This is a genomic window from Pseudomonas sp. MM213, assembly GCF_020423045.1.
Lineage (GTDB): Bacteria > Pseudomonadota > Gammaproteobacteria > Pseudomonadales > Pseudomonadaceae > Aquipseudomonas > Aquipseudomonas migulae.
The window spans coordinates 4,037,646-4,061,604 of record NZ_CP081943.1 but is presented as its reverse complement, the minus strand read 5'-3'; the positions used below and the strand labels follow the sequence as shown (position 1 = coordinate 4,061,604).

Below are 23,959 nucleotides of genomic sequence, written 5' to 3'. Positions count from 1 at the left end.
GGCGATCGCCAGCAAGCCGGCTCCTACAGGGTTTGTGTCGTACGCGGGATGGCAGGCGGGGCGGGGATTTGTAGGAGCCGGCTTGCCGGCGATGGCGGTGTGTCAGGTGCACCGCGTCGCGGCAATCGCCAGCAAGCTGGCTCCTACAGGGTTTGTGTTGTTAGCGGGACATCACTTCGCGAATATCCGCTGCCAATTCACGTACGCGTTCTTCCTCGGTGTCCCAGGAGCACATGAAGCGGGCGCCGCCGTTGCCGATGAAGGTGTAGAAGCGCCAGCCCTTGGCGGTCAGTGCGGCGATGGCCGGTTCCGAGAGTTGCAGGAACACGCCGTTGGCCTGCACCGGGAACATCAGCTCCACGCCCTGGATATCGCTGACCAGTTCCGCCAGCAGTTGCGCGCAATGATTGGCGTGGCGGGCGTATTTGAGCCAGGCATCGTTTTCCAGGATCCCGACCCACGGTGCCGAGAGGAAACGCATTTTCGAGGCCAGTTGCCCGGCCTGCTTGCAGCGGTAGTCGAAGTCTTCGGCCAGTTTGTGGTTGAAGAACAGAATCGCTTCACCCACTGCCATGCCGTTTTTCGTGCCGCCGAAGCACAGCACGTCAACGCCGGCCTTCCAGGTCAGGTCGGCCGGTGTGCAGCCGAGGAATGCGCAGGCGTTGGAGAAGCGTGCGCCGTCCATGTGCAGGTTCAGGCCGAGTTCTTTGCAGGTGGCGCTGATGGCGCGGATTTCTTCCGGGGTGTAGACGCTGCCGACTTCGGTGGCCTGGGTCAGGGTCACGACGCGCGGTTTCGGGTAGTGAATGTCCTGGCGCTTGAGGGCCACTTCGCGGATCGATTCCGGGGTCAGCTTGCCGTTCTCGGTGCGGGCGACCAGCAGCTTGGAGCCGTTGGAAAAGAACTCCGGCGCGCCGCATTCGTCGGTTTCGACGTGGGCGGTTTCCGAGCAGATCACGCTGTGGTAACTCTGGCACAGCGACGACAGGGCCAAGGAGTTGGCGGCGGTGCCGTTGAAGGCGAAGAACACTTCGCAGTCGGTTTCGAACAGTTTGCGGAAATCATCGGACGCGCGAGCGGTCCATTCATCGTCGCCGTAGGCGCGCTGGTGGCCGTGGTTGGCCTGTTCCATCGCCGCCCAGGCTTCAGGGCAGATACCGGAATAGTTGTCGCTGGCGAATTGTTGGCTCTTATCGGTCATGGCCCTGCTTTCCGTGGTCGGGACGCTTATGGTGAAGCGTCTCGTGGTCAATGATGGTGCGCACTTTACCGAAGATCATCCGGCGAGCACACAGGATGCGTCTGACAGAAAAATACAAAGACGACGGGCGATTATGCACATGACTCAACGGGATGGGGCACTGGATCTGCTCAAGTGGCTGGCGCTGTTGAGCATGGTGCTCGATCACCTGCGATATGTCGGTTATTCCCTCGATCTGCTGTATGTGCCCGGACGACTGGCGTTTCCGTGGTTCTGTCTGGCAATGGCGGCGAACCTGTCGCGTTCACGACAAGTCACACATCAATGGCGGTATCTGGGCTGGTTGATTCTGTTTAGTGCTATCAGCGAAATCCCTTACAGGATGTTCATTCCTGATCCCGACACCTTGAACGTGCTGCCTACGCTGGCGCTTGGGCTGTTGGTCGCGCGTGGCTGGCAGCAAAAGACGCTGCCATCGCGCCTGCTTGCGGTTGCTGCCTTATTGCTGGCAGCGGTGTTCACGGAATACCTGATGTTCGGCGTTTTTGGTGTGTTGTTGCCGCTGGCGATGTTGCTGGTGCTCAAGCGGCCCCGGTATTTCAGCCTGTTGCCGGGGTTGATCTGTCTGGCCGCCAATCAGTGGGAGGTGCTGTATTACTCCGCCCGGTTGGGTAACAGTGCGGCGCTCCCTGGCATTGCCACTTGTCTGATCGCGCCAGGGCTCGGGTTGTTCTTGTTGCGACATGCGCGACGCATTAGTCCTCCACCCATGCGGCGCTGGGCATATGCCCTTTATCCGCTGCATTTCCTGATGCTATTACTCGTCCGCCAGATCGCCGCATAACCCCTGTGGGAGCGAGCCTGCTCGCGATGAGGCCGTCACAGCCAGCATCGATGTTGCCTGACCCACCGCTATCGCCGGCAAGCCGGTCTCACTCCCACAGGGATATCTACTGGTTCAAGGATCGTGTTCGTTCAGCCATTTCGGTCTATGTCGTAAACGCACCTTTGCGTGGCGTCCGTAGGCATTTGACCTGTCTGCGCCGGTCATACCATCGCTATCAAAGGGCACTGCCGAAACGCCGTGCCTTACCGAGACGAATGGCGCACAGATGCCGCTGGGAGAGACGCGATGTTCAGCAAGCAAGACCAGATCAAGGGTTACGACGATGCACTGCTGGCGGCGATGAATGCCGAGGAGCAACGCCAGGAAGATCACATCGAGCTGATCGCGTCCGAAAACTACACCAGCAAACGCGTCATGGAAGCGCAGGGCAGCGGCCTGACCAACAAATACGCCGAAGGCTATCCGGGCAAGCGCTACTACGGTGGCTGCGAGCACGTCGACAAGGTTGAAGCACTGGCTATCGAACGCGCCAAGCAACTGTTCGGCGCCGATTACGCCAACGTGCAGCCGCACTCCGGTTCTTCGGCCAACAGCGCCGTTTACCTGGCCCTGCTGCAAGCCGGCGACACCATTCTGGGCATGAGCCTGGCCCACGGCGGTCACCTGACCCACGGCGCCAAGGTTTCGTCTTCGGGCAAGCTGTACAACGCCGTGCAGTACGGCATCGACACCAAGACCGGTCTGATCGACTACGACGAAGTCGAGCGCCTGGCCGTCGAGTGCAAGCCGAAAATGATCGTTGCCGGTTTCTCGGCTTACTCCAAGACCCTCGACTTCCCACGCTTCCGTCAGATCGCCGACAAGGTCGGTGCGCTGCTGTTCGTCGACATGGCCCACGTTGCCGGTCTGGTTGCTGCCGGCCTGTACCCGAACCCGCTGCCGTATGCCGACGTGGTGACCACCACCACCCACAAGACCCTGCGCGGTCCGCGTGGCGGCCTGATCCTGGCCAAGGCCAACGAAGAAATCGAGAAGAAGCTCAACGCAGCCGTATTCCCGGGTGCCCAGGGCGGCCCGCTGATGCACGTCATCGCTGGTAAAGCGGTGTGCTTCAAGGAAGCGCTGGAGCCAGGTTTCAAGGCTTACCAGCAACAAGTGATCGATAACGCCCAGGCCATGGCCGGCGTATTTATCAAACGCGGCTACGATGTAGTGTCCGGCGGCACCGATAACCACCTGTTCCTGGTCAGCCTGATTCGTCAGGGCCTCACCGGCAAAGAGGCGGATGCAGCACTCGGTCGCGCCCACATCACTGTGAACAAGAACGCTGTCCCGAACGATCCACAGTCGCCGTTCGTCACTTCCGGCCTGCGCATCGGCACCCCTGCGGTGACCACACGCGGCTTCAAGGTGACCCAGTGCGTCACGCTGGCCGGCTGGATCTGCGACATCCTCGACAACCTCGGCGACGCCGATGTCGAAGCGAACGTCGCGCAGCAAGTGTCGGCCCTGTGCGCGGACTTCCCGGTTTATCGCTGAGCGCGGTTTTGGAGTAAATGACTATGCAACGCTACTCGGGCTTCGGCCTCTTCAAACACTCCCTCAGCCATCATGAAAACTGGCAGAAAATGTGGCGCACGCCGACCCCTAAAAAGGTCTATGACGTGGTCATCGTCGGCGGTGGCGGACATGGTCTCGCCACGGCTTACTACCTGGCCAAGGAACACGGCATCACCAACGTGGCCGTGGTCGAAAAAGGCTGGCTGGGCGGCGGTAACACCGCGCGCAACACCACCATCGTTCGCTCGAACTACCTGTGGGACGAGTCGGCGCACCTGTACGAACACGCGATGAAACTGTGGGAAGGCCTGTCCCAGGACCTGAACTACAACGTGATGTTCTCCCAGCGCGGCGTCTACAATCTGTGCCACACCCTGCAGGACATTCGTGATTCCGAGCGTCGGGTCAGTGCCAACCGCCTCAACGGCGTGGACGGCGAGCTGCTCGATGCCAAGCAAGTAGCGGACGAGATTCCGTACCTCGACTGCTCCAAGAACACTCGCTACCCGGTGATGGGCGCTACCGTCCAGCGTCGCGGCGGCGTCGCCCGTCACGATGCCGTGGCATGGGGCTTTGCCCGTGCCGCTGACGCACTCGGCGTGGACCTGATCCAGCAGACCGAAGTGATCGGTTTCCGCAAGGAAAACGGTGTGTGCATCGGCGTTGAAACCAACAAGGGCTTCATCGGCGCCAAGCGCGTCGGCGTGGTCACGGCCGGCAACTCCGGGCACATGGCCAAACTCGCCGGTTTCCGTCTGCCGATCGAATCCCACCCGCTGCAAGCGTTGGTGTCCGAGCCGATCAAGCCGATTATCGACAGCGTGATCATGTCCAACGCCGTACACGGTTACATCAGCCAGTCCGACAAGGGCGACCTGGTGATCGGCGCCGGTATCGACGGCTACAACGGCTACGGCCAGCGTGGTTCGTACCCGGTGATCGAGCACACCATCCAGGCCATCGTCGAGATGTTCCCGGTCTTGTCCCGCGTACGCATGAACCGGCAGTGGGGCGGCATCGTCGACACCACGCCGGATGCCTGCCCGATCATCTCGAAAACCCCGGTCCCGAACATGTTCTTCAACTGCGGTTGGGGCACCGGTGGCTTCAAGGCAACACCTGGTTCGGGCAACGTGTTTGCCGCGAGCCTGGCCAAGGGTGAAATGCACCCATTGGCCGCACCTTTCTCCATCGACCGTTTCCACAACGGTGCGTTGATCGATGAACACGGCGCTGCTGCGGTTGCCCACTAACAGGAGAAATCCCCATGTTGCATATCTTCTGTCCTCACTGCGGCGAGCTGCGCTCTGAAGAGGAATTCCACGCATCCGGCCAGGCGCACATCCCGCGTCCACTGGATCCGAACACCTGCACCGACGAGGAGTGGGGCGACTACATGTTCTTCCGCGATAACCCTCGCGGCCTGCACCACGAACTGTGGGATCACGTTGCCGGTTGCCGTCAGTACTTCAACGTCACCCGCGACACCGTGACCTACGAGATTCTCGAGACTTACAAGATCGGCACCAAGCCACAATTCACCGACAAGACCGATAGCTCGAAAGCGGCTACGACGGCTCTGGGAGAGAAGGTATGAGCCAGATCAATCGCCTGTCCAACGGCGGACGGATCGACCGCAACAAAGTGCTGAGCTTCACCTTCAACGGCCAGACCTACAAAGGCTTTGAAGGCGATTCCCTGGCCGCTGCACTGCTGGCCAACGGCGTCGACATCATCGGTCGCAGCTTCAAGTATTCCCGTCCGCGCGGCATCTTCGCCGCCGGTGCCGAAGAGCCGAACGCCGTGCTGCAGATCGGCGCGACCGAAGCCACGCAAATCCCGAACGTACGCGCCACGCAACAAGCGCTGTACCAGGGCCTGGTCGCCACCAGCACCAACGGCTGGCCGAGCGTGAACAACGACATGATGGGGATTCTCGGCAAGGTCGGCGGCAAGCTGATGCCACCGGGCTTCTACTACAAAACCTTCATGTACCCGCAATCGTTCTGGATGACTTACGAGAAGTACATTCGTAAGGCTGCCGGTCTTGGCCGCTCGCCGACCGAGAACGATCCGGACACCTACGACTACATGAACCAGCACTGCGACGTGCTGATCGTCGGTGGTGGCCCGGCTGGCCTGGCCGCTGCTTTGGCAGCCGCTCGCAGCGGTGCTCGCGTCATTCTGGCCGATGAGCAGGAAGAGTTCGGCGGCAGCCTGCTCGACTCCCGCGAAAGCCTCGACGGCAAGCCTGCCGTGGAATGGGTCGCCAGCGTCCTCGACGAACTGAAGAACACCCCGGACGTGCTGCTGTTGCCGCGCGCCACGGTCAACGGCTACCACGACCATAACTTCCTGACCATTCACGAGCGCCTGACCGATCACCTCGGCGACCGCGCACCGATTGGCCAGGTGCGTCAACGCATCCACCGGGTTCGCGCCAAGCGTGTGGTGCTGGCGACCGGCGCTCACGAGCGTCCACTGGTCTACGGCAACAACGACGTGCCGGGCAACATGCTCGCCGGCGCTGTGTCGACTTACGTCCGTCGCTACGGCGTGGCACCGGGTAAAAAACTGGTGCTGTCGACCAACAACGATCACGCCTACCGCGTTGCCCTGGATTGGCTCGACGCCAGCCTGCAAGTGGTGGCCATCGCCGACGCCCGCAGCAATCCGCGTGGTGCACTGGTTGAAGAAGCCCGCGCCAAAGGCATTCGCATCCTGACCGGCAGCGCCGTGATCGAGGCCCGTGGCAGCAAGCACGTGACCGCCGCTCGCGTTGCAGCGATCGACGTCAAAGCCCACGCCGTGACCAGTCCTGGCGAGTGGCTCGAATGCGACCTGGTTGCCAGTTCCGGCGGTTACAGCCCGGTGGTTCACCTGGCTTCGCACTTGGGTGGCAAGCCAATCTGGCGTGAAGACATCCTCGGTTTTGTACCGGGCGAAGCACCGCAGAAACGCGTGTGCGTCGGTGGCATCAACGGCGTCTACGGCCTCGGCGATTCGCTGGCCGACGGTTTTGAAGGCGGCGCTCGCGCAGCCAGCGAAGCCGGTTTCAGTGTGGTCGAAGGCTCCTTGCCGAAAGCCCTGAGCCGCCTGGAAGAGCCTACGTTGGCGCTGTTCCAGGTGCCGCACGAAAAGAACACCGCACGTGCGCCGAAGCAATTCGTCGACCTGCAAAACGACGTCACCGCCGCCGCCATTGAACTGGCGACCCGCGAGGGCTTCGAGTCGGTCGAGCACGTCAAACGCTACACCGCACTGGGCTTCGGCACTGACCAGGGCAAGCTCGGCAACGTCAACGGCCTGGCCATTGCCGCCCGTTCGCTGAACGTGACCATCCCGCAGATGGGCACCACCATGTTCCGTCCGAACTACACGCCGGTGACTTTCGGCGCCGTGGCCGGCCGTCACTGTGGGCACATCTTCGAACCTGTACGCTTCACTGCGCTGCATCACTGGCACGTGAAGAATGGCGCTGAATTCGAAGACGTCGGTCAGTGGAAACGTCCTTGGTACTTCCCGAAAAACGGTGAAGACATTCACGCCGCCGTGAAACGCGAATGCAAAGCCGTGCGCGACAGCGTCGGCCTGCTGGATGCGTCGACCCTCGGCAAGATCGACATTCAAGGCCCGGATGCGCGTGAGTTCCTCAACCGCGTCTACACCAACGCCTGGACCAAGCTCGACGTGGGCAAGGCGCGTTATGGCCTGATGTGCAAAGAAGACGGCATGGTCTTCGACGACGGCGTCACCGCTTGCCTCGCCGACAACCACTTCGTGATGACCACCACCACCGGCGGCGCTGCACGCGTGCTGCAATGGCTGGAAATCTACTCACAGACCGAATGGCCAGAGCTGAAGGTGTACTTCACTTCCGTGACGGATCACTGGGCAACCATGACCCTGTCCGGGCCGAACAGCCGCAAGCTGCTCAGCGAAGTCACCGACATCGACCTGAGCAACGAAGCCTTCCCGTTCATGACCTGGAAAGAAGGTCTGGTCGGCGGTGTACCGGCGCGGGTGTTCCGGATCTCGTTTACCGGTGAGCTGTCGTACGAAGTCAACGTGCAAGCCGACTACGCCATGGGCGTGCTCGAAAAAATCGCCGAGGCCGGCAAGCAGTACAACCTCACGCCGTACGGCACCGAAACCATGCACATCCTGCGTGCGGAGAAGGGCTTCATCATCGTCGGTCAGGACACTGACAGCTCGATGACCCCGGACGACCTGAACATGGGCTGGTGTGTCGGTCGCACCAAACCGTTCTCGTGGATCGGCTGGCGTGGCATGAATCGCGAAGACTGCGTGCGTGATCAACGTAAACAACTGGTGGGCCTGAAGCCGATCGATCCGACCAAATGGCTGCCGGAAGGTGCGCAACTGGTGTTCAACACCAAGCAGACGATCCCGATGACGATGGTCGGTCACGTCACCTCCAGCTACCTGCACAACTCCCTCGGCTATTCGTTTGCCATGGGCGTGGTCAAGGGCGGCTTGAAACGGATCGGCGAGCGCGTATTCGCACCGCTGGCCGACGGCAGCGTGATCGAGGCGGAAATCGTTTCTTCGGTGTTCTTCGATCCGAAAGGCGATCGCCAGAACATCTGACACCACAGCCCCTGTAGGAGCGAGGCTTGCCCGCGAAGAACGATGACGCGGTGCCTCAGTAAAACCGAGTCGATGCCTTCGCGGGCAAGCCTCGCTCCCACAGGTGAGATGCAAGAACTTCAGGAACAGGTGCTTTATGACCGCAGCCAATGTTTACCAACAACGCCCAACCACCGGGGCCAAGGCCGAGTCGTCGCTGCATCATGCCGACCTCGCCAGCCTGGTCGGCAAGGGTCGCAAAAACGCCGGCGTGATCGTGCGTGAGAAAAAACTCCTCGGCCACCTGACCATCCGTGGCGATGGCCACGATGCCGCGTTCGCCGCTGGCGTGCACAAGGCCCTGGGCATCGAATTGCCGAGCGCGCTGACCGTGATCGTCAAGGGCGAAACCAGCCTGCAATGGATGGGGCCGGATGAGTATTTGCTGATCGTGCCGACCGGCGAAGAATTTGCCGCCGAGAAAAAGCTCCGTGAAGCGCTGGGTGACCTGCACATCCAGATCGTCAACGTCAGCGGTGGCCAGCAGATCCTCGAACTGAGCGGTCCGAACGTGCGCCAGGTGCTGATGAAGTCCACCAGCTACGACGTACACCCCAACAGCTTCCCGGTCGGCAAGGCTGTCGGCACCGTGTTTGCCAAGTCGCAACTGGTGATCCGCCACACCGCCGAAGACACCTGGGAACTGCTGATCCGTCGCAGCTTCTCGGATTACTGGTGGTTGTGGTTGCAGGATGCGGCGGCCGAGTACGGGCTTAGCGTTCAGGCCTGAGATTGCCTTCGCGGGCAAGTCGGAACGCCGCCCGCTCTCTCCTACAGGGAGATGCATTCCAAATGTAGGAGCCGGCTTGCTGGCGATCAACCGCGCAGCGGTTGCCCATAACAACAGGAGTCACCGCACTATGAGCCGCGCCCCAGACACATGGATTCTGACCGCCGACTGCCCAAGCGTCCTCGGCACCGTGGACGCGGTGACCCGCTTTCTGTTCGAGCAGGGCTGCTACGTCACCGAGCACCATTCGTTCGATGACCGGCTCTCGGGTCGTTTCTTCATTCGCGTGGAATTCCGTCAGCCTGACGGCTTCGACGAACAAGCCTTCCGCGCAGGGCTGGAAGAGCGTGGCCAGGCGTTCGGCATGATCTTCGAGCTGACCCCGCCGCATCACCGCCCGAAAGTGGTGATCATGGTCTCCAAGGCCGATCACTGCCTCAACGATTTGCTCTACCGCCAACGCATCGGCCAGTTGTCGATGGACGTCGCCGCCGTGGTTTCCAACCACCCGGACCTCAAGCCGTTGGCCGACTGGCACCAGATTCCGTATTACCACTTCCCGCTCGACCCGAACGACAAACCGTCGCAAGAGCGCCAGGTGTTGCAGGTGATCGAAGAATCCGGTGCCGAGCTGGTGATCCTTGCGCGCTACATGCAGGTGTTGTCGCCGGAGCTGTGCCGCAAACTCGATGGCAAGGCGATCAATATTCACCACTCCCTGCTGCCCGGTTTCAAAGGCGCCAAGCCGTATCACCAGGCCTATAACAAGGGCGTGAAACTGGTCGGCGCCACGGCGCATTACATCAACAACGACCTGGACGAAGGCCCGATCATCGCCCAGGGCGTGGAGGTGGTGGACCACAGTCATTACCCGGAAGATTTGATCGCCAAAGGGCGCGATATCGAGGGGCTGACGTTGGCGCGGGCGGTTGGTTATCACATTGAGCGACGGGTGTTCCTCAACGCCAATCGCACCGTCGTTCTTTAGATCGCCTTCGCGGGCAAGCCTCGCTCCTACAAGGGCAACTCGATCACCTGTAGGAGCGAGGCTTGCCGGCGATGAGGCCATAACAAACAACACAAGACACACAGGCAATAACCCGAGCAATCAACGCGCCGCCGATCCTGGGCGACGCGGCTATTACATAAAAACAACAGCGAGGTGAAAGCATGTCTGGCAATCGTGGTGTGGTGTATCTCGGCGCTGGCAAGGTCGAAGTACAGAAAATCGACTATCCGAAAATGCAGGACCCGCGTGGCAGGAAGATCAACCACGCCGTTATCCTGCGCGTGGTTTCCACCAACATCTGTGGTTCCGACCAGCACATGGTGCGCGGTCGTACCACTGCACAAACCGGTCTGGTACTGGGTCACGAAATCACCGGTGAAGTGATCGAGAAGGGCAGCGACGTCGAGAACCTGCAAATCGGCGACCTGGTGTCCGTTCCGTTCAACGTGGCTTGCGGGCGCTGCCGTTCCTGCAAGGAAATGCACACCGGCGTCTGCCTGAGCGTTAACCCGGCGCGTCCGGGCGGTGCTTACGGTTACGTCGACATGGGCGACTGGACTGGCGGCCAGGCTGAGTACGCAATGGTGCCGTACGCCGACTTCAACCTGCTGAAACTGCCTGATCGCGATCGCGCGATGGAAAAAATCCGCGACCTGACCTGCCTCTCCGACATCCTGCCGACCGGTTACCACGGCGCAGTGACTGCTGGCGTTGGCCCAGGCAGCACGGTGTACATCGCCGGTGCCGGTCCGGTTGGTCTGGCGGCTGCCGCTTCCGCTCGCCTGCTGGGTGCGGCAGTGGTCATCGTCGGTGACGTCAACACCGTTCGCCTGGCGCACGCCAAGGCGCAGGGCTTTGAAATTGCCGACCTGTCCCTGGACACCCCACTGCACGAACAAATCGCCGCATTGCTGGGCGAGCCAGAAGTGGATTGCGCCATCGACGCCGTGGGCTTCGAAGCGCGCGGTCACGGCCATGACGGCGTGAAGCACGAGGCTCCGGCCACTGTGCTCAACTCGTTGATGGGCGTGGTTCGGGTTGCCGGCAAAATCGGTATCCCAGGCCTGTACGTCACCGAAGATCCGGGTGCCGTGGACGCGGCCGCGAAAATGGGCAGCCTGAGCATTCGCTTCGGTCTGGGCTGGGCCAAGTCCCACAGCTTCCACACCGGCCAGACCCCGGTGATGAAGTACAACCGCGCGCTCATGCAAGCGATCATGTGGGACCGCATCAACATCGCCGAAGTGGTGGGCGTTCAGGTGATCAGCCTGGATCAAGCGCCTCAGGGCTACGGTGAGTTCGATGCAGGCGTGCCGAAGAAGTTTGTGATCGATCCACACAAACTGTTCAGCGCGGCATAAGGCTTCACGCAATGCAAAACGGCGACCCTCGGGTCGCCGTTTTTGTTTGAGCCATTCATCTGTCCAGTGACGAACGGGCTCAAAATGGGCGTAGCGCTGAGGAACATGCCGGCAGAAGCCGAGTCAAACCGGCAGGTTTTCCCGCCCATTGCCGGGCGGTTTTCATGGCGCAAGAGGATGTCTGGATGAAGTTTTCACGTGGTTTTGTACTGGCATCGCTCATGACTCTGGCGGCCAGTCCGGTCTTCGCGCAGTTCAGCTTGAGCGATGCAGCCAGTGCCATTTCCGGCATGAAGGACGATAACGCCACCACAGCGGCAGCGCCGACTGCTGAAACAGCCGATCTGCTGGGTGCGCTCAGCGAGTTGAACCTGACGCCACAACAATTGCTTGGCGGTACCGGAGCGATGCTCGGCCTGGCGAAGAATCAATTGAGTTCAACCGACTATTCGGAACTGGCCCAAAGCGTACCGGGCATCGACATGCTGTCCGGCGGCGGTGAACTGGGTGCCATCGCCGGTTTGCTCGGTTCGTCCGGCAAGGTGGCCGGACTGGACAATGTCTTGGGCAACGTCAAGGACACCAATGACCTTAACAATGCGTTCAGCGCATTGGGCATGGAAAGCGGCATGATCGGTCAGTTTGCCCCGCTGATTCTGCAATACCTCGGTCAGCAGGGCGTCGCCGGTTCGCTGCTGCAGAACCTGGGCGGGATCTGGGGCGCCGGCACCTGATTCAGCGGCGCTCGGCGCGCAAGGCGTCGATGCGCCGGTCCTTCTCGATCCAGAGCTGGTTGACCCAGTTCTGGACCGTTTCGCGAAACACCGGATCGTTCTCGTAATCGCCCTGCCACAGCGCGGGGTCGAGTTCGCGGGTCTTGATGTCAATGATGACCCTCGGCACGTTGCCGCTGATCAAATCCCCAAACCCCGGAATCTTCTGCTGCGGATACACCACCGTCACATCGAGAATGGCGTCCAGCTGTTCACCCATTGCCGCCAGCACAAACGCCACGCCGCCGGCCTTGGGCTTGAGCAAATGGGTGAACGGTGACTGCTGCTGAGTGCTTTTCGCCGCCGTGAACCGGGTGCCTTCCAGGTAATTGACCACCGTCACCGGCTGGCGCTTGTACAGTTCGCACGCCGCTTTGGTGATCTCCAGGTCCTTGCCGGCAAGCGTCGGGTTCTTTTCCAGAAACGCCTTGGTGTAACGCTTCATGAACGGGTAATCCAGCGCCCACCACGCCAGGCCCAGGAACGGCACCCAGATCAGTTCTTTCTTGAGGAAGAACTTGAAGAACGGCGTTCGCCGGTTGAGCGTCTGGATCAGTGCCGGAATGTCCACCCAGGATTGGTGGTTGCTGATCACCAGGTACGACGTGTCGACCCGCAGGTCATCGCCGCCCCGCACGTCCCATTGCGTGGGGATGCACAGACGGAAGATCAGCTTGTCGATCTCGGCCCAGGTCTCGGCGATCCACATCACTGCCGCTGATGCGTAATCACGCAAGCGGCCGGGCAGGACCAGTTTGAGCAGGGCAAACACCATCAGCGGCCCGAACAGGACCAAGGTGTTGAGCAACAACAGCAGGGTAACGAAACAGCCGGTGAGCAGGCGGCGCATAAGTAACTCTTGAAAGCGTTTGGGCGCGCCATGATAAGCAGCTTCGGGCGACAGGCCAAATCGGGGGGAACGAATGTTTCACGGTTGCGTGAGTATGCTGGGTCTTTGGTGATCATTCCGGCCTCTTCGCGGGCAAGCCTCGCTCCTACAGGATTGGGTGTGTTCCCGCGATGTGCGGCACCACGCAAAACCTGTAGGAGCGAGGCTTGCCCGCGAAGCGATCCCAAGAACGAACGAATTGCTCACCGACGGTCTAAAATTCCGCTGCCCACTTTCCCAGGATGCCCCTTACGTGAAATCCCTCCTCGCATTGCTTTCCCTCGTGGCCCTGCCGGTCCTGGCCGCCGAGCCGACCCTGTACGGGCGCTACGAATACATTGCGCTGCCGGAAATCGGCGGTGAAGTGCTCAAGGCCAAAATGGACACTGGCGCCCTGACCGCCTCGCTGTCGGCCAAGGACATCGAAACCTTCACCCGCGACGGCGAAGAATGGGTGCGCTTCCGTCTCGCCACCAAAGACGCGAGCAACAAGGTCTACGAACACAAGGTCGCGCGGATCAGCAAGATCAAGACCCGCTCCGAAGAGGACGAGGATGAAGATGTCGCGGCGCCCACCAAGCGCCCGGTGGTCGATCTGGAACTGTGCCTGGGCAACGTCAAGCGCACGGTCGAGGTCAACCTCACCGACCGCAGCAGCTTCAACTACCCGCTGCTGATCGGCGCCAAAGCCCTGCGTGAATTCGGCGCGGCCGTGAACCCGGCGCGGCGTTTTACGGCGGACAAGCCCGACTGCTGATTTCAAGTGGTCTCATTGACGTGACGTGAGGCATGGGGCACCGTTCGCCCACTCAACTGCCGGGCTCGGACGCCATGCCTCATATCCTGATTGTCGAAGACGAAGCGGCGATTGCCGACACCCTGATTTTCGCCTTGCAGGGCGAAGGGTTCACCACGACGTGGCTGAGCCTTGGCGCCGTCGCGCTGGAGCATCAGCGGCAGACGCCGGCCGATCTGATCATTCTCGACATCGGCTTGCCGGATATCAGCGGCTTCGAAACCTGCAAGCAACTGCGCCGTTTCAGTGAAGTGCCGGTGATTTTCCTCAGTGCGCGTGATGCGGAAATCGACCGTGTCGTGGGCCTGGAAATCGGTGCCGACGATTATGTGGTCAAGCCGTTCAGCCCACGGGAAGTGGCGGCGCGCGTGCGGGCCATCCTCAAGCGCATGGCGCCGCGAGCAGTGCCCGACCCAGGATCTGCGTTGTTTCGCATCGACAGCGAGCGAGTACAAATCTGCTATCGCGGCCAGTTGCTGAGCCTCACCCGCCACGAATTCCGTCTGCTGCAATGCCTGTTGGAACAACCCGAACGCGTGTTCAGCCGCGAGCAGTTGCTCGATGCGCTGGGCGTCGCCGCCGACGCCGGGTATGAGCGCAGCATCGACAGCCACATCAAGAGCGTGCGCGCCAAATTGCGTCTGGTGAAGGCTGATGCCGAACCGATCCAGACCCATCGCGGCCTCGGTTACAGCTACAGTCCGGGGCACAGCTGATGCCCTTGGGGATCCGGATATTCCTGGTCTATGTGCTGTTCATCGGCCTGACCGGTTACTTCGTGCTCAGCACCGTGATGGAGGAAATCCGCCCCGGTGTGCGTCAGTCCACCGAAGAAACCCTGGTCGATACCGCCAACCTGATGGCCGAAATCCTGCGCGATGATTTCAAGGCCGGCACGCTCAATCAGAACCGCTGGCCCGAATTGCTCAAGGCCTATGGCGAGCGGCAACCGAAGGCGAGCATCTGGGGGTTGCCGAAAAATCAGGTCAACCACCGCATCTACGTCACCGACGCCAAGGGCATCGTGGTGCTGGATTCCAGCGGTGTGGCGGTGGGTCAGGATTACTCGCGCTGGAACGATGTTCTGCTGACTTTGCGCGGTGAATACGGCGCCCGCTCCAGTCGCAGTGATCCGAATGATGCCAGCTCTTCGGTGATGCACGTTGGCGCGCCGATCCGCGACAACGGCCAGATCATCGGCGTGGTCACCGTGGCCAAACCCAATAGTTCGTTGCAGCCTTACGTCGATCGCACCGAGCGCCGATTGCTCGCGTATGGCGCCGGGCTGATCGGCCTCGGCTTGCTGTTTGGTGCGTTGCTGTCGTGGTGGCTGAGCGCGGCATTGCGGCGCTTGACCGCTTATGCGAAAGCCGTGAGTGAAGGCCGGCGAGTCGAGGTCCCACACTATCGCGGCGGCGAGCTGGAGCAACTGGCGACTGCTGTGGAACAGATGCGCACGCAGCTCGAAGGCAAGGCCTACGTCGAGCGTTACGTGCACACGTTGACCCATGAATTGAAAAGCCCGCTGGCGGCGATTCGTGGTGCGGCGGAGTTGCTGCAAGGGGAGATGCCGTTGGCGCAACGGCAGCGTTTTGTCAGCAACATCGACAGCGAAAGCGTGCGGATGCAGCAGTTGATCGAACGGTTGCTGAACCTGGCGCAGGTTGAGCAGCGCCAAGGCTTGGAAGAGCGGGTGGCCGTGCCGTTGGCGGGTTTGGTCGATGAGCTGCTGAGTGCTCAGGCCGGGCGTATCGAAGGCAAGCGGTTACGCGTGGAGCAGGCGATTCCAGGGGATCTGGCGCTGACTGGTGAGCCATTTTTGTTGCGTCAGGCGCTGGGTAATCTGCTGGAAAATGCGCTGGATTTCACGCCGGTGAATGGCGTGCTGCGATTCAGCGCCGAGCGGATTGGCGAACAGATTGAGTTCAAACTGTTCAATCAGGCCGAAGCGATTCCCGAATACGCGTTGCCGCGATTGAGTGAGCGCTTCTACTCGTTGCCGCGTCCGGACAGTGGGCGCAAGAGCACAGGGTTGGGGCTCAATTTTGTAGAGGAAGTGGTGAAGCTGCATGGCGGGACATTGAGCATTGGCAATGTCGAGGGCGGGGTTGAAGTGACTTTGCGCCTGGCTTAGAACCGAGTCGCGGCCAATCGCCGGCCCAGTCTCCACATTATCTCCATACTTCCCCCACAAAACCCCCACACACCCATCCCAGACTCTCCCCATCCAAACAGGGAGAGTCCCATGAACCGAAATCTGACCATAAAACTCGGGGCCATTGCCCTGCTGATTCTGTTGTTGCTGATCCCGTTGCTGATGATCAACGGCGTGATTCAGGAGCGTCAGGAACTGCGCGACGGTGTGCTCGAAGACATTGCGCGCAGTTCCAGCTACAGCCAGCGCCTGAGCGGACCGCTGATGGTGGTGCCTTATCGCAAAGTGGTGCGCACCTGGAAGCTCAACGAAAAAACCAACGAGCGTTACCAGGACATCGGCGAAGAGCGCGGCCGTTTGTACTTCCTGCCGGAGCGTTTCGAACTCGACGGGCAGGTTCAGACCGAGCTGCGTTCCCGGGGCATCTACGAGGCGCGGCTGTTCCACGCCGACAACCGCATCAGCGGACACTTCTCGGTGCCGGCGCAACTGGGCATCAAGGAAGATTTCGCCGACTACCAGTTCGATCAGCCATTTCTCGCTGTCGGGATCAGCGACATTCGCGGCATCGAGAATGCATTGAAACTGGAACTCAATGACCAGCGCCTGGACTTCATCCCCGGCAGTCAGGTGGGCTGGTTGGGCGAAGGTGTGCACGTGACGCTGCCAGCGCTTGACCCACGTCAGGCCACGGAGCTGGCCTTCGGTTTCGACCTGCGTTTGCAAGGCACCGGCCAGTTGCAGGTTCTCCCGGTGGGCAAGACCAGTAAAGTCTCTCTGGGCGCCAACTGGCCGCATCCGAGCTTCATCGGTAACTACCTGCCGACCCAACGCGAAGTCTCCGATCAGGGCTTTACCGCGAATTGGCAGACCTCGTTTTTCTCCACCAACCTGCAAGAAGCATTGAGCAGTTGCGTGTCCGGCGGCGACTGTGACGCGTTCAGCGGCCGCAGCTTCGGCGTGAGCTTCATCGACCCGGTGGACCAGTACCTGAAAAGCGACCGGGCGATCAAATACGCACTGCTGTTCATCGTCCTGACCTTCGCTGGTTTCTTCCTCTTCGAAGTCCTGAAGAGCCTGGCAGTGCACCCGGTGCAATACGCGTTGGTGGGCGTGGCGCTGGCGTTCTTTTATCTGCTGTTGCTGTCGTTGTCCGAGCACATCGGTTTTGCCCTGGCGTATCTGTTGTCGGCCAGCGGCTGTGTGTTGTTGATCGGTTTCTATGTCTGCCACGTGCTGCGCAGCGTGCGCCACGGCTTGAGTTTTTCGGCAGGATTGGCGGCGTTGTATGGCCTGCTCTATGGCTTGTTGAGCGCCGAGGATTACGCGCTGTTGATGGGGTCGTTGCTGCTGTTCGGGTTGCTGGGCGTGTTTATGGTGCTGACCCGCAAGCTGGATTGGTACGGGATCGGGCAGAAGGCGGCCAAGCCGCTGGAATTCGATATCGGGGTGGTGGAATGAGCCGGTCGTTGGGGTTGCGTGAGGATCAGCGGGAGGGGGAGGTGTTGGCGACGCTGATTTTTGGGTTGTTTCCGGTAGATCCGGTGTGGTGCCATCGCGAGCAGGCTCGCTCCCACAGTGGATCTCCAGTGAACACAAAATATATGCACACCACAGATCAAAATGTAGGAGCGAGCTTGCTCGCGAAGAGGGCAGAACAGTCAGCGAAAATCTAAACCTTCGGCATCGTCGCCACCATCGAAGGCCGCTGGCTCACCTCAAAATACCAGTCCGCCAGCTTCGGATTCATCTCGCGCCATCCCAGGTCCGGATGGCGCAAATCCACGTAGCCCAACGCACACGCCACACTGATCGCCGCTACATCGAAATGGCTGGTCAGCTCGGCAATCGCGTCTTTTTCCAGCAGCGCCAAGGCGCGGCGGATCTTGTCGCGTTGGCCATCGAGCCATTCGTCCCAGTGTTTTTCCGGGGCGCGCAGGGCGACTTCGTAACGCACCAGCACCGCAGCGTCCATGATCCCGTCGGCCAGGGAGGCCAGGGTCAGGCGACGCCAGCGTGCCGAGCCTTCGCGAGGAATCAGCGGGTTGCCGACGTGTTGGTGGTCGAGGTAGTCGAGAATCACCCGGCTGTCATGGATGACGTTGCCGTCGGCCAGGCGCAGGGCCGGGATTTTGCTCAGCGGGTTGTCATCGATCAGGGGCAGGTCCGGGGCGACCGGGGTCAGCACACAGTTTTGCAGGGCGACGCGGTCTTGCTGACCGGTCTCGTGCAGCAGCACCATGACTTTGCGAACGAAGGGCGACAACGGGTTGTGGTAGAGGGTCATGCTCGGGGCGGACATGGCAGCATCTCGGTCGGTTTGCAGTGTCGGGAGCATAGCGCGTGGATCACACAACTTGTAGGAGCGAAGCTTGCTCGCGAAGGGATCGCCTCGATCTGACTGAAGAACCGAGGCGATCCCTTCGCGAGCAAGCTTCGCTCCTACAGGTTTGGTGTTGTTAGCGGCGTTGCAGGAGACCGCGCAGGGCCAGCGCGGCAGGAACGCCCAGGCCCAGCCAGCTCAACGCATCCCAAACGCCATCGCCCAGCAAGGCCGCAAACAACCCGGCAGCGCTGAGCAGCGCGATGACCGTCGGCGTGGAGAAGACCTTCCAGAAGTTCGACTGCCGCGGCTTCATGCGTTGGCCTCCGCTTGTTCCAGTACAGGCCTGGCCGCTTTGCGCCGCACCACCCACAGGTAAACCCCGCTGCCGAGCACGATGATGGTCAGCACATCGAGGGTCGCCCAGAGGATTTTCATCGGCATGCCGCCGTAATCGCCGAAGTGCAACGGCTGCGACATGCCCATGGCGTCCATGTACCACGGTCGTTCGGCCACGGCGGTGACTTGCAGGGTGCTGGCGTCGATCAGCACCGGCGTCAGCAGATGCGAGGTCAGGTGCGTGCTGCCCTTCATGAACACCGCGTAATGGTGCTCACTGGAAAACCGCGTGCCGGGGAAGGCGATGAAGTCTGGCTGCATACCGGGCGCGACTTCTTTGGCGATGTCGAGCAAGCGGGTCGCAGGCGCGAGTTGCGTCAGCGCCGGCGCATCGCGATACGGTGCAACCATCGCGCTCAGGCTGTCATTGCGCCACGCGGCGATCAGCAGGTCGGCGCAGGCACTGATGACGCCGGTGACGCCGACCACCAGCGCCCAGGTCAGGGTGACGACGCCGATCAGGTTATGCAGGTCGAGCCAGCGCAGGCGCGTGGATTTGTCCTGGCGCACCGTGGCGAATTTCAACCGGCGCATGAACGGCAGGTACAGCACCGTCCCGGACACGATAGCCACTACAAACAGAATCCCCATGAACGCCAGCAGCAGCTTGCCCGGCAGGCCGGCGAACATGTCCACGTGCAGGCGCAGCATGACCATCATGAAGCCGCCGTTGGCCGATGGCATCTCCAGCGCTTCACCGGTGCGGGCGTCGAGCATGAAGGTGTGCGACGAATTCGGTTTGGTGCCGGCAGTGGCCGCCATGATCGCGATGGCGGCGTTTGGTTCGTCTTCGTCGAAGCCGAAATACTGCATGACCTCGCCGGGGCGATGTTTTTGGGCGGCCTTCACCAACTGCTGCAGATTCAGCTGCGGGGTGTCGGCCGGCAGCTGCTGCAACTCGGCGGCATCGCCCAGCAAGTGGTCGATTTCGTGGTGGAAGATCAACGGCAGGCCGGTCAGCGCCAGCATCAGCAGGAAGACCGTGCAGATCAGGCTGGTCCAGGTGTGGACAAAGGACCAGCGGCGAATGGTTTTGCTTTTCATGACCCATCCAAATGCAAAAGGGCCACGGCTGTACCGTGACCCTTGTGTGGCTGTAATCCGCTCAGCGGATTACCACTTGTAGTTGACTGCCGCCACGACGTTGCGCTCGTCGCCGTAGTAGCACCAGGTGCCATCGCAGGTCGACAGGTAGTCCTTGTTGAACAGGTTCTTCGCGGTGACGTCAACCGAAACGCCTGCCAGTACCGGGTTGATGCGGCTCAGGTCGTAATGCACAGCGGCGTCGTACACGGTGTACGAACCCACGTGACCATTGTTGGTGTTGGCCGTGTTGCCGTAGGTATCGCCGACATAACGCACGCCCGCGCCCACGCCAAAACCGTCGAGCACACCGGTGTGCCACGTGTAATCGGACCACAGGGAGGCCTGATTGCGCGGGACCAGTTTCATCCGGTTGCCCTTGTCGTCGCCCTTGAGGATCTCGGTATCGGTGTAGGTGTAGGAGCCCACCAGTTTCAGGTTGTCGGTGACATCGGAGACGGCTTCCAGCTCGATACCGCGCACTTTCAATTCACCGATCTGGCTGGTGACGTTGTTCTGCGACACCGACACGTTCTGCTGGCGCAGGTCGAACGCGGCGGCGGTCAGCAAGGTGCGGCTGCCCGGTGGCTGGTACTTCACGCCGACTTCGGTCTGCTTGCCTTCGGTGGGTTTGAACGACTGGGTAGAACTGGCATCGGCGCCCATCGAAGGCTGGAACGACTCGGTGTAGGAGATGTACGGCGTGATCCCGGAGTCGAACACGTAACTCAGGCCTGCGTTGCCGCTGAAAGCCTTGTCGCGCTGGGTGTTGGTGGCATCGCCCTGGTTATTGAACTGCGTCGAGCTGTGAATCCAGTCTTCACGACCGCCGAGGGTCAGGCGCCATTTGTCCAGGGAGATCTGGTCCTGGGCGTAGAGGCCGGTCTGGTTGGTTTTCTGGTTGTAGTCGTAAAAGGTGGTGTACGCGACGTTGGAGAAGTCCGCACCACGGATTGGCTTGATCACATTGCTGTCGGGCGCGTTGCCTTCCAGCCATTTGTAATTGGTGTTGGTCCGCTGGTGGTCCAGGCCCAACAGCACGACATGGCTCAGCGCACCGGTCTGGAAGTCGGCCTGGAAGTTGTTGTCCACGGCGAACTGGCTGATGTCCTCATCAACCTGATCGACCAGACGGCGCAGGGTGCCGTCCGCCGCCACGACGTCACCGAACGACGCATAGGCTTGCTGGAACGACAGATCGCTTTTGGTGTAACGCAGGTTTTGCTTGAACTGCCAGACATCGTTCAGGCGATGGTCGAAGGCATAACCCAGTGCGTAATAGGTGCGGTCGTAGTGATCGGAGTCCGGATCGCCAAGGTTTTTATGGTGCGAAATTTTCGCCCCGGCCGGAGAAGCCAGTTTGGTGCCTTGCAGAGGCAGGAACTGGCCGCTGACCCCGGTGTCGTCGCGGGTGAACTGCGAGAGGAAGGTCAGGTGTGTGTTGTCATCGATGTTCCAGGTCAGGCTCGGTGCGAGGTTGTAGCGCTTGTCATCAATGTGGTCGACCGGCATGCCGCTGTCGCGCACCACGCCGTCGACGCGGTACAGGAACTGACCCTCGTCATCGATTTTTCCGGTGCTGTCGAAGCTGATTTGCTTGCGATTGTTGCTGCCGACTTCGGCTCGCACTTCGTGGCTGGCAATGACGTCGGGACGGCGGCTGACCATGTCGAGCATGCCGCCCGGTGGCGTCTGGCCGTATACCGAAGAGGCCGGGCCGCGCAGGAGCGTGATGCGTTCCAGGTTCCAGGTTTCAGCCTTTGGGTTGGCGTAGGAACCTTTTGGCAACGGCAGGCCGTCGAGGAACTGGGTTGGCTCGAAGCCGCGTACGCGCAGCCAGTCGGCGCGGGAGTCGCTGCCATAGCTGCTGGCGATCACGCCTGGCATGTAACGCACGGCGTCATCGAGATTCTGTACGCCGCGATCTTCCATCTGGGCGCGGGTGATCACCGACATCGAGCGTGGTGCTTCGACAATCGGCGTATCGGTCTTGGTGCCGGCAGCGGTGCGAGTGGCGACGTAACCGTCTACCGGGCCCCAGGCGTTTTCAGTGTTTTCTACGCCGATCACGCTGGTTTCCGGCAGGGCCACCACGCCCTCAGGCATCGCCACCAGGCTGTAGGTGCCAGTGCTGCTCTGTTCCAGTTGCAGACCGGTGCCACGCAAAGCTGCCTGCAAGGCGCCAACCGCGTCGAACTGGCCATTGACCGGTGCCGACGTCTTGCCCGCCGCCAGCGACGGATTCAGCGACAGCGCCAGGCCCGACTGGCTGGCGATCTGGTTCAACGTTGTGGCCAATGGCGCGGCCGGCAGGTTGTAGGCACGAACGCTGGACGCTTGTTCGGCGGCGATCAGTTGGCTACTGGCCAGAGGGGCGCAAAGGGCAATGGCGACCGCCAGCAAACTGGGGCGCAACAAGGTGTTTAGCGAACGGGACATGCAACGGCTCCTGAAAGGGAATACTTCTCAATTGCCTAGGTGCCGGACGAGAATCAAAAAGTGATAGGGCTGGATGAAAATAATTTCGATTCAGCAATTGTGGTGAGGCTGATGGCCTCTTCGCGGGCAAGCCTCGCTCCTACAGGGTTTTGTGTCATACACAGAATTACCGTTCGACACAAAACCCTGTAGGAGCGAGGCTTGCCCGCGAAGGCGTCCGCTCAGACGACAACTTTCTCAGGGCTTGGCATCAGCCTTCGCCACCGTCACCCACCACGGTGTGTGCTGTTCGATCTGCACCGGCAGCGTCGGCAACAGTGCGCTCAGCGCCAGGTCGGTGTCGTGCAACGGGAAACTGCCGGTGATGCGCAGGTCGGCGATCTCGGGCGCTACGCCCAGATGCCCACGCCGATAACGACCGAGCTCGTGAACCAGGTCTTCCAGCCGTGCGTTGTCCACCACCAGCATGCCGCGGGTCCAGGCGTCGGCACCGAGGTTGAGCGCGATGATCGGCCCCAGGCCATTGTTGCGCATCAGCACTTGCTGGCCTTCGTGCAGGATCTGTTCTTCAGTGCTCGACTCGGGGTGGGCGGCCACGGCGGACTGCAACACGCTCAGGCGCGTGCCTTCTTCCTCGCGCTTGACCAGGAACCGCGTGCCCAGTGCGCGCATGCTGCCTTCGCGGGTTTCGACGATAAACGGCCGGGCGTCGCCATGGCCGGTTTCGACGAGGATTTCCCCTTCCTGAAGAATCACCCGGCGCTGCTTCTCATCAAAACGCACATCCACGGCGCTGTGAGTGTTGAGGTTGATCAGCGTGCCGTCGCTCAGGCGCAGGGTGCGTTGCTCGCCGGTGGCGGTGCGCTGATCCGCCAGCCAATAGTCGACCGGCAGATAACGATCACCGGCAAACAGCGCCAGGCCAAGCACCGCAACGATGCTGGCCACGCCGCTGCCGAGTTTGCGCACCCGTCGGCGAATGCTTTCGCGCGATTGCAGCAACGCGGTGCGGGCCGGGCCGCTGGCCACGCTGAAACGCTGGTCGAGCATGCCCAACTGGCGCCAGGCGCGGGCGTGCTCTTCGTGGGCGGCATGCCATTTGGCAAACTCCTCGCGCTCCACCGGGGTGCCGGAATCCAGCGACAATTGCCAGGCAATCGCCGCGTCCAGCACCTGTGCCGAGACCGGCTTGGAACTGACCGGGTTCACACCGGCTCACCGTACAGCGCGATGTAGCACTGACGAATGCCCTGAGCCAGGTACTGACGCACCCGCGGCACCGACACGCCCAGGCGCTGGGCGATTTCTGCGTGGCCGAGGCCGTCCAGACGGTTGTAGAGAAACGCCGCCCGCGCCTTGCTCGACAGCTTGCCGAGCAGGCGGTCGATGTTTTTCAGGTCTTCGAGGATCATCTGCTGTTCTTCCACCGACGGTTGCTCGCCTTCAGGGATCAGCATCAGTTCGGTGAGGTAAGCCTGTTCCAGCGCAGCGCGGCGGAAATAGTCGAACAGCAGGCCCTTGGCAATCGCCACCAGAAACGCCCGCGGTTCGCGAGGTTCGTTCAGTTGATCACGGCCCAGCAAGCGCACGAAGGTGTCCTGACTCAGGTCTTCGGCCCGTTGCGGGCAGGCGACATTGCGTCGAAGCCAGGCCAATAGCCAACTGCGGTGGTCGCGATATAACGCACCGACGAGCTCACTGTGGGGGCTTTGGACTGACGACACGCAGCATCACCGATTGGGAA

Annotated in this window: 21 protein-coding genes; 13 read left to right on the top strand and 8 right to left on the bottom strand. The window is 61.2% G+C overall.

Going from position 1 to position 23,959, the window contains the following annotated elements:
- Positions 1 to 160: 160 nt before the first annotated feature.
- Entirely contained in the window at positions 161 to 1,201 is a 1,041-nt protein-coding gene (locus K5R88_RS18515) for a threonine aldolase family protein (protein ID WP_008035042.1), read from the bottom strand.
- Between the two features lie 133 nt (positions 1,202 to 1,334).
- Between K5R88_RS18515 and K5R88_RS18510 the strand changes: the two genes are divergently transcribed.
- From K5R88_RS18510 to K5R88_RS18470, 9 genes are all read left to right on the top strand, one after another.
- Positions 1,335 to 2,045 carry a TraX family protein gene (locus tag K5R88_RS18510; RefSeq protein WP_226300270.1) on the top strand — a complete coding sequence of 237 codons (711 nt, stop codon included), beginning with the start codon at positions 1,335 to 1,337 and terminating at the stop codon, positions 2,043 to 2,045.
- 288 nt (positions 2,046 to 2,333) lie between these two features.
- On the top strand, positions 2,334 to 3,587 hold the full coding sequence (glyA, locus tag K5R88_RS18505) for a serine hydroxymethyltransferase (protein WP_008035038.1): 1,254 nt from the start codon (positions 2,334 to 2,336) through the stop codon (positions 3,585 to 3,587).
- Between the two features lie 23 nt (positions 3,588 to 3,610).
- On the top strand, positions 3,611 to 4,861 hold the full coding sequence (locus K5R88_RS18500; protein ID WP_007947735.1) for a sarcosine oxidase subunit beta: 1,251 nt from the start codon (positions 3,611 to 3,613) through the stop codon (positions 4,859 to 4,861).
- A 14-nt stretch (positions 4,862 to 4,875) separates the two neighbouring features.
- A complete protein-coding gene (locus tag K5R88_RS18495; RefSeq protein WP_008035036.1) occupies positions 4,876 to 5,205 on the top strand; it encodes a sarcosine oxidase subunit delta in 330 nt (109 codons plus the stop codon).
- The gene (locus tag K5R88_RS18490; protein ID WP_008035035.1) at positions 5,202 to 8,219 is read left to right on the top strand and encodes a sarcosine oxidase subunit alpha; all 3,018 of its coding nucleotides are present in this window, start codon (positions 5,202 to 5,204) and stop codon (positions 8,217 to 8,219) included. Before K5R88_RS18495 ends, K5R88_RS18490 begins: the two co-directional genes overlap by 4 nt.
- Positions 8,220 to 8,355: 136 nt before the next feature.
- The gene (locus K5R88_RS18485; RefSeq protein WP_008035033.1) at positions 8,356 to 8,988 is read left to right on the top strand and encodes a sarcosine oxidase subunit gamma; all 633 of its coding nucleotides are present in this window, start codon (positions 8,356 to 8,358) and stop codon (positions 8,986 to 8,988) included.
- Positions 8,989 to 9,118: 130 nt separating this feature from the next.
- The gene (purU, locus tag K5R88_RS18480; RefSeq protein WP_008035031.1) at positions 9,119 to 9,976 is read left to right on the top strand and encodes a formyltetrahydrofolate deformylase; all 858 of its coding nucleotides are present in this window, start codon (positions 9,119 to 9,121) and stop codon (positions 9,974 to 9,976) included.
- A 182-nt stretch (positions 9,977 to 10,158) separates the two neighbouring features.
- Positions 10,159 to 11,358 (top strand): formaldehyde dehydrogenase, glutathione-independent, encoded by a 1,200-nt coding sequence (gene fdhA / locus K5R88_RS18475; RefSeq protein ID WP_192227598.1) that lies wholly within the window; start codon positions 10,159 to 10,161, stop codon positions 11,356 to 11,358.
- 185 nt (positions 11,359 to 11,543) lie between these two features.
- Positions 11,544 to 12,092, top strand: a complete 549-nt coding sequence (locus K5R88_RS18470; protein ID WP_192227599.1) for a DUF2780 domain-containing protein — start codon at positions 11,544 to 11,546, stop codon at positions 12,090 to 12,092.
- 1 nt (position 12,093) lies between these two features.
- Here K5R88_RS18470 and K5R88_RS18465 read toward each other — a convergent pair whose 3' ends face one another.
- Positions 12,094 to 12,981, bottom strand: a complete 888-nt coding sequence (locus K5R88_RS18465) for an acyltransferase (RefSeq protein ID WP_226298169.1) — start codon at positions 12,979 to 12,981, stop codon at positions 12,094 to 12,096.
- A 292-nt stretch (positions 12,982 to 13,273) separates the two neighbouring features.
- Between K5R88_RS18465 and rloA2 the strand changes: the two genes are divergently transcribed.
- The 4 genes from rloA2 to creD all read left to right on the top strand — a co-directional run bounded on the left by rloA2 (position 13,274) and on the right by creD (position 17,432).
- Positions 13,274 to 13,777: a retropepsin-like aspartic peptidase RloA2 gene (rloA2, locus tag K5R88_RS18460; RefSeq protein WP_008045158.1), complete on the top strand. Its 504-nt coding sequence runs from the start codon at positions 13,274 to 13,276 to the stop codon at positions 13,775 to 13,777.
- Between the two features lie 74 nt (positions 13,778 to 13,851).
- Positions 13,852 to 14,532: a two-component system response regulator CreB gene (creB, locus tag K5R88_RS18455; RefSeq protein WP_226298168.1), complete on the top strand. Its 681-nt coding sequence runs from the start codon at positions 13,852 to 13,854 to the stop codon at positions 14,530 to 14,532.
- A complete protein-coding gene (gene creC, locus K5R88_RS18450; protein ID WP_226298167.1) occupies positions 14,532 to 15,950 on the top strand; it encodes a two-component system sensor histidine kinase CreC in 1,419 nt (472 codons plus the stop codon). The genes creB and creC overlap by 1 nt, the downstream gene beginning before the upstream one ends.
- A 111-nt stretch (positions 15,951 to 16,061) precedes the next feature.
- The gene (creD, locus tag K5R88_RS18445; protein ID WP_226298166.1) at positions 16,062 to 17,432 is read left to right on the top strand and encodes a cell envelope integrity protein CreD; all 1,371 of its coding nucleotides are present in this window, start codon (positions 16,062 to 16,064) and stop codon (positions 17,430 to 17,432) included.
- Positions 17,433 to 17,643: 211 nt separating this feature from the next.
- Here creD and K5R88_RS18440 read toward each other — a convergent pair whose 3' ends face one another.
- From K5R88_RS18440 to K5R88_RS18415, 6 genes are all read right to left on the bottom strand, one after another.
- Positions 17,644 to 18,273 (bottom strand): glutathione S-transferase, encoded by a 630-nt coding sequence (locus tag K5R88_RS18440; RefSeq protein ID WP_226298165.1) that lies wholly within the window; start codon positions 18,271 to 18,273, stop codon positions 17,644 to 17,646.
- A 157-nt stretch (positions 18,274 to 18,430) separates the two neighbouring features.
- Positions 18,431 to 18,610: a hypothetical protein gene (locus K5R88_RS18435; RefSeq protein WP_223452616.1), complete on the bottom strand. Its 180-nt coding sequence runs from the start codon at positions 18,608 to 18,610 to the stop codon at positions 18,431 to 18,433.
- Positions 18,607 to 19,737, bottom strand: coding sequence for a PepSY-associated TM helix domain-containing protein (locus tag K5R88_RS18430; protein ID WP_226298164.1), 1,131 nt, complete (start codon positions 19,735 to 19,737; stop codon positions 18,607 to 18,609). The genes K5R88_RS18435 and K5R88_RS18430 overlap by 4 nt, the downstream gene beginning before the upstream one ends.
- A 69-nt stretch (positions 19,738 to 19,806) precedes the next feature.
- Positions 19,807 to 22,215: a TonB-dependent siderophore receptor gene (locus K5R88_RS18425; RefSeq protein WP_226298163.1), complete on the bottom strand. Its 2,409-nt coding sequence runs from the start codon at positions 22,213 to 22,215 to the stop codon at positions 19,807 to 19,809.
- A 237-nt stretch (positions 22,216 to 22,452) separates the two neighbouring features.
- Positions 22,453 to 23,424, bottom strand: a complete 972-nt coding sequence (locus tag K5R88_RS18420) for a FecR domain-containing protein (protein WP_008035007.1) — start codon at positions 23,422 to 23,424, stop codon at positions 22,453 to 22,455.
- Positions 23,421 to 23,939, bottom strand: a complete 519-nt coding sequence (locus K5R88_RS18415; protein WP_032829214.1) for an RNA polymerase sigma factor — start codon at positions 23,937 to 23,939, stop codon at positions 23,421 to 23,423. The genes K5R88_RS18420 and K5R88_RS18415 overlap by 4 nt, the downstream gene beginning before the upstream one ends.
- Positions 23,940 to 23,959 lie beyond the last annotated feature (20 nt).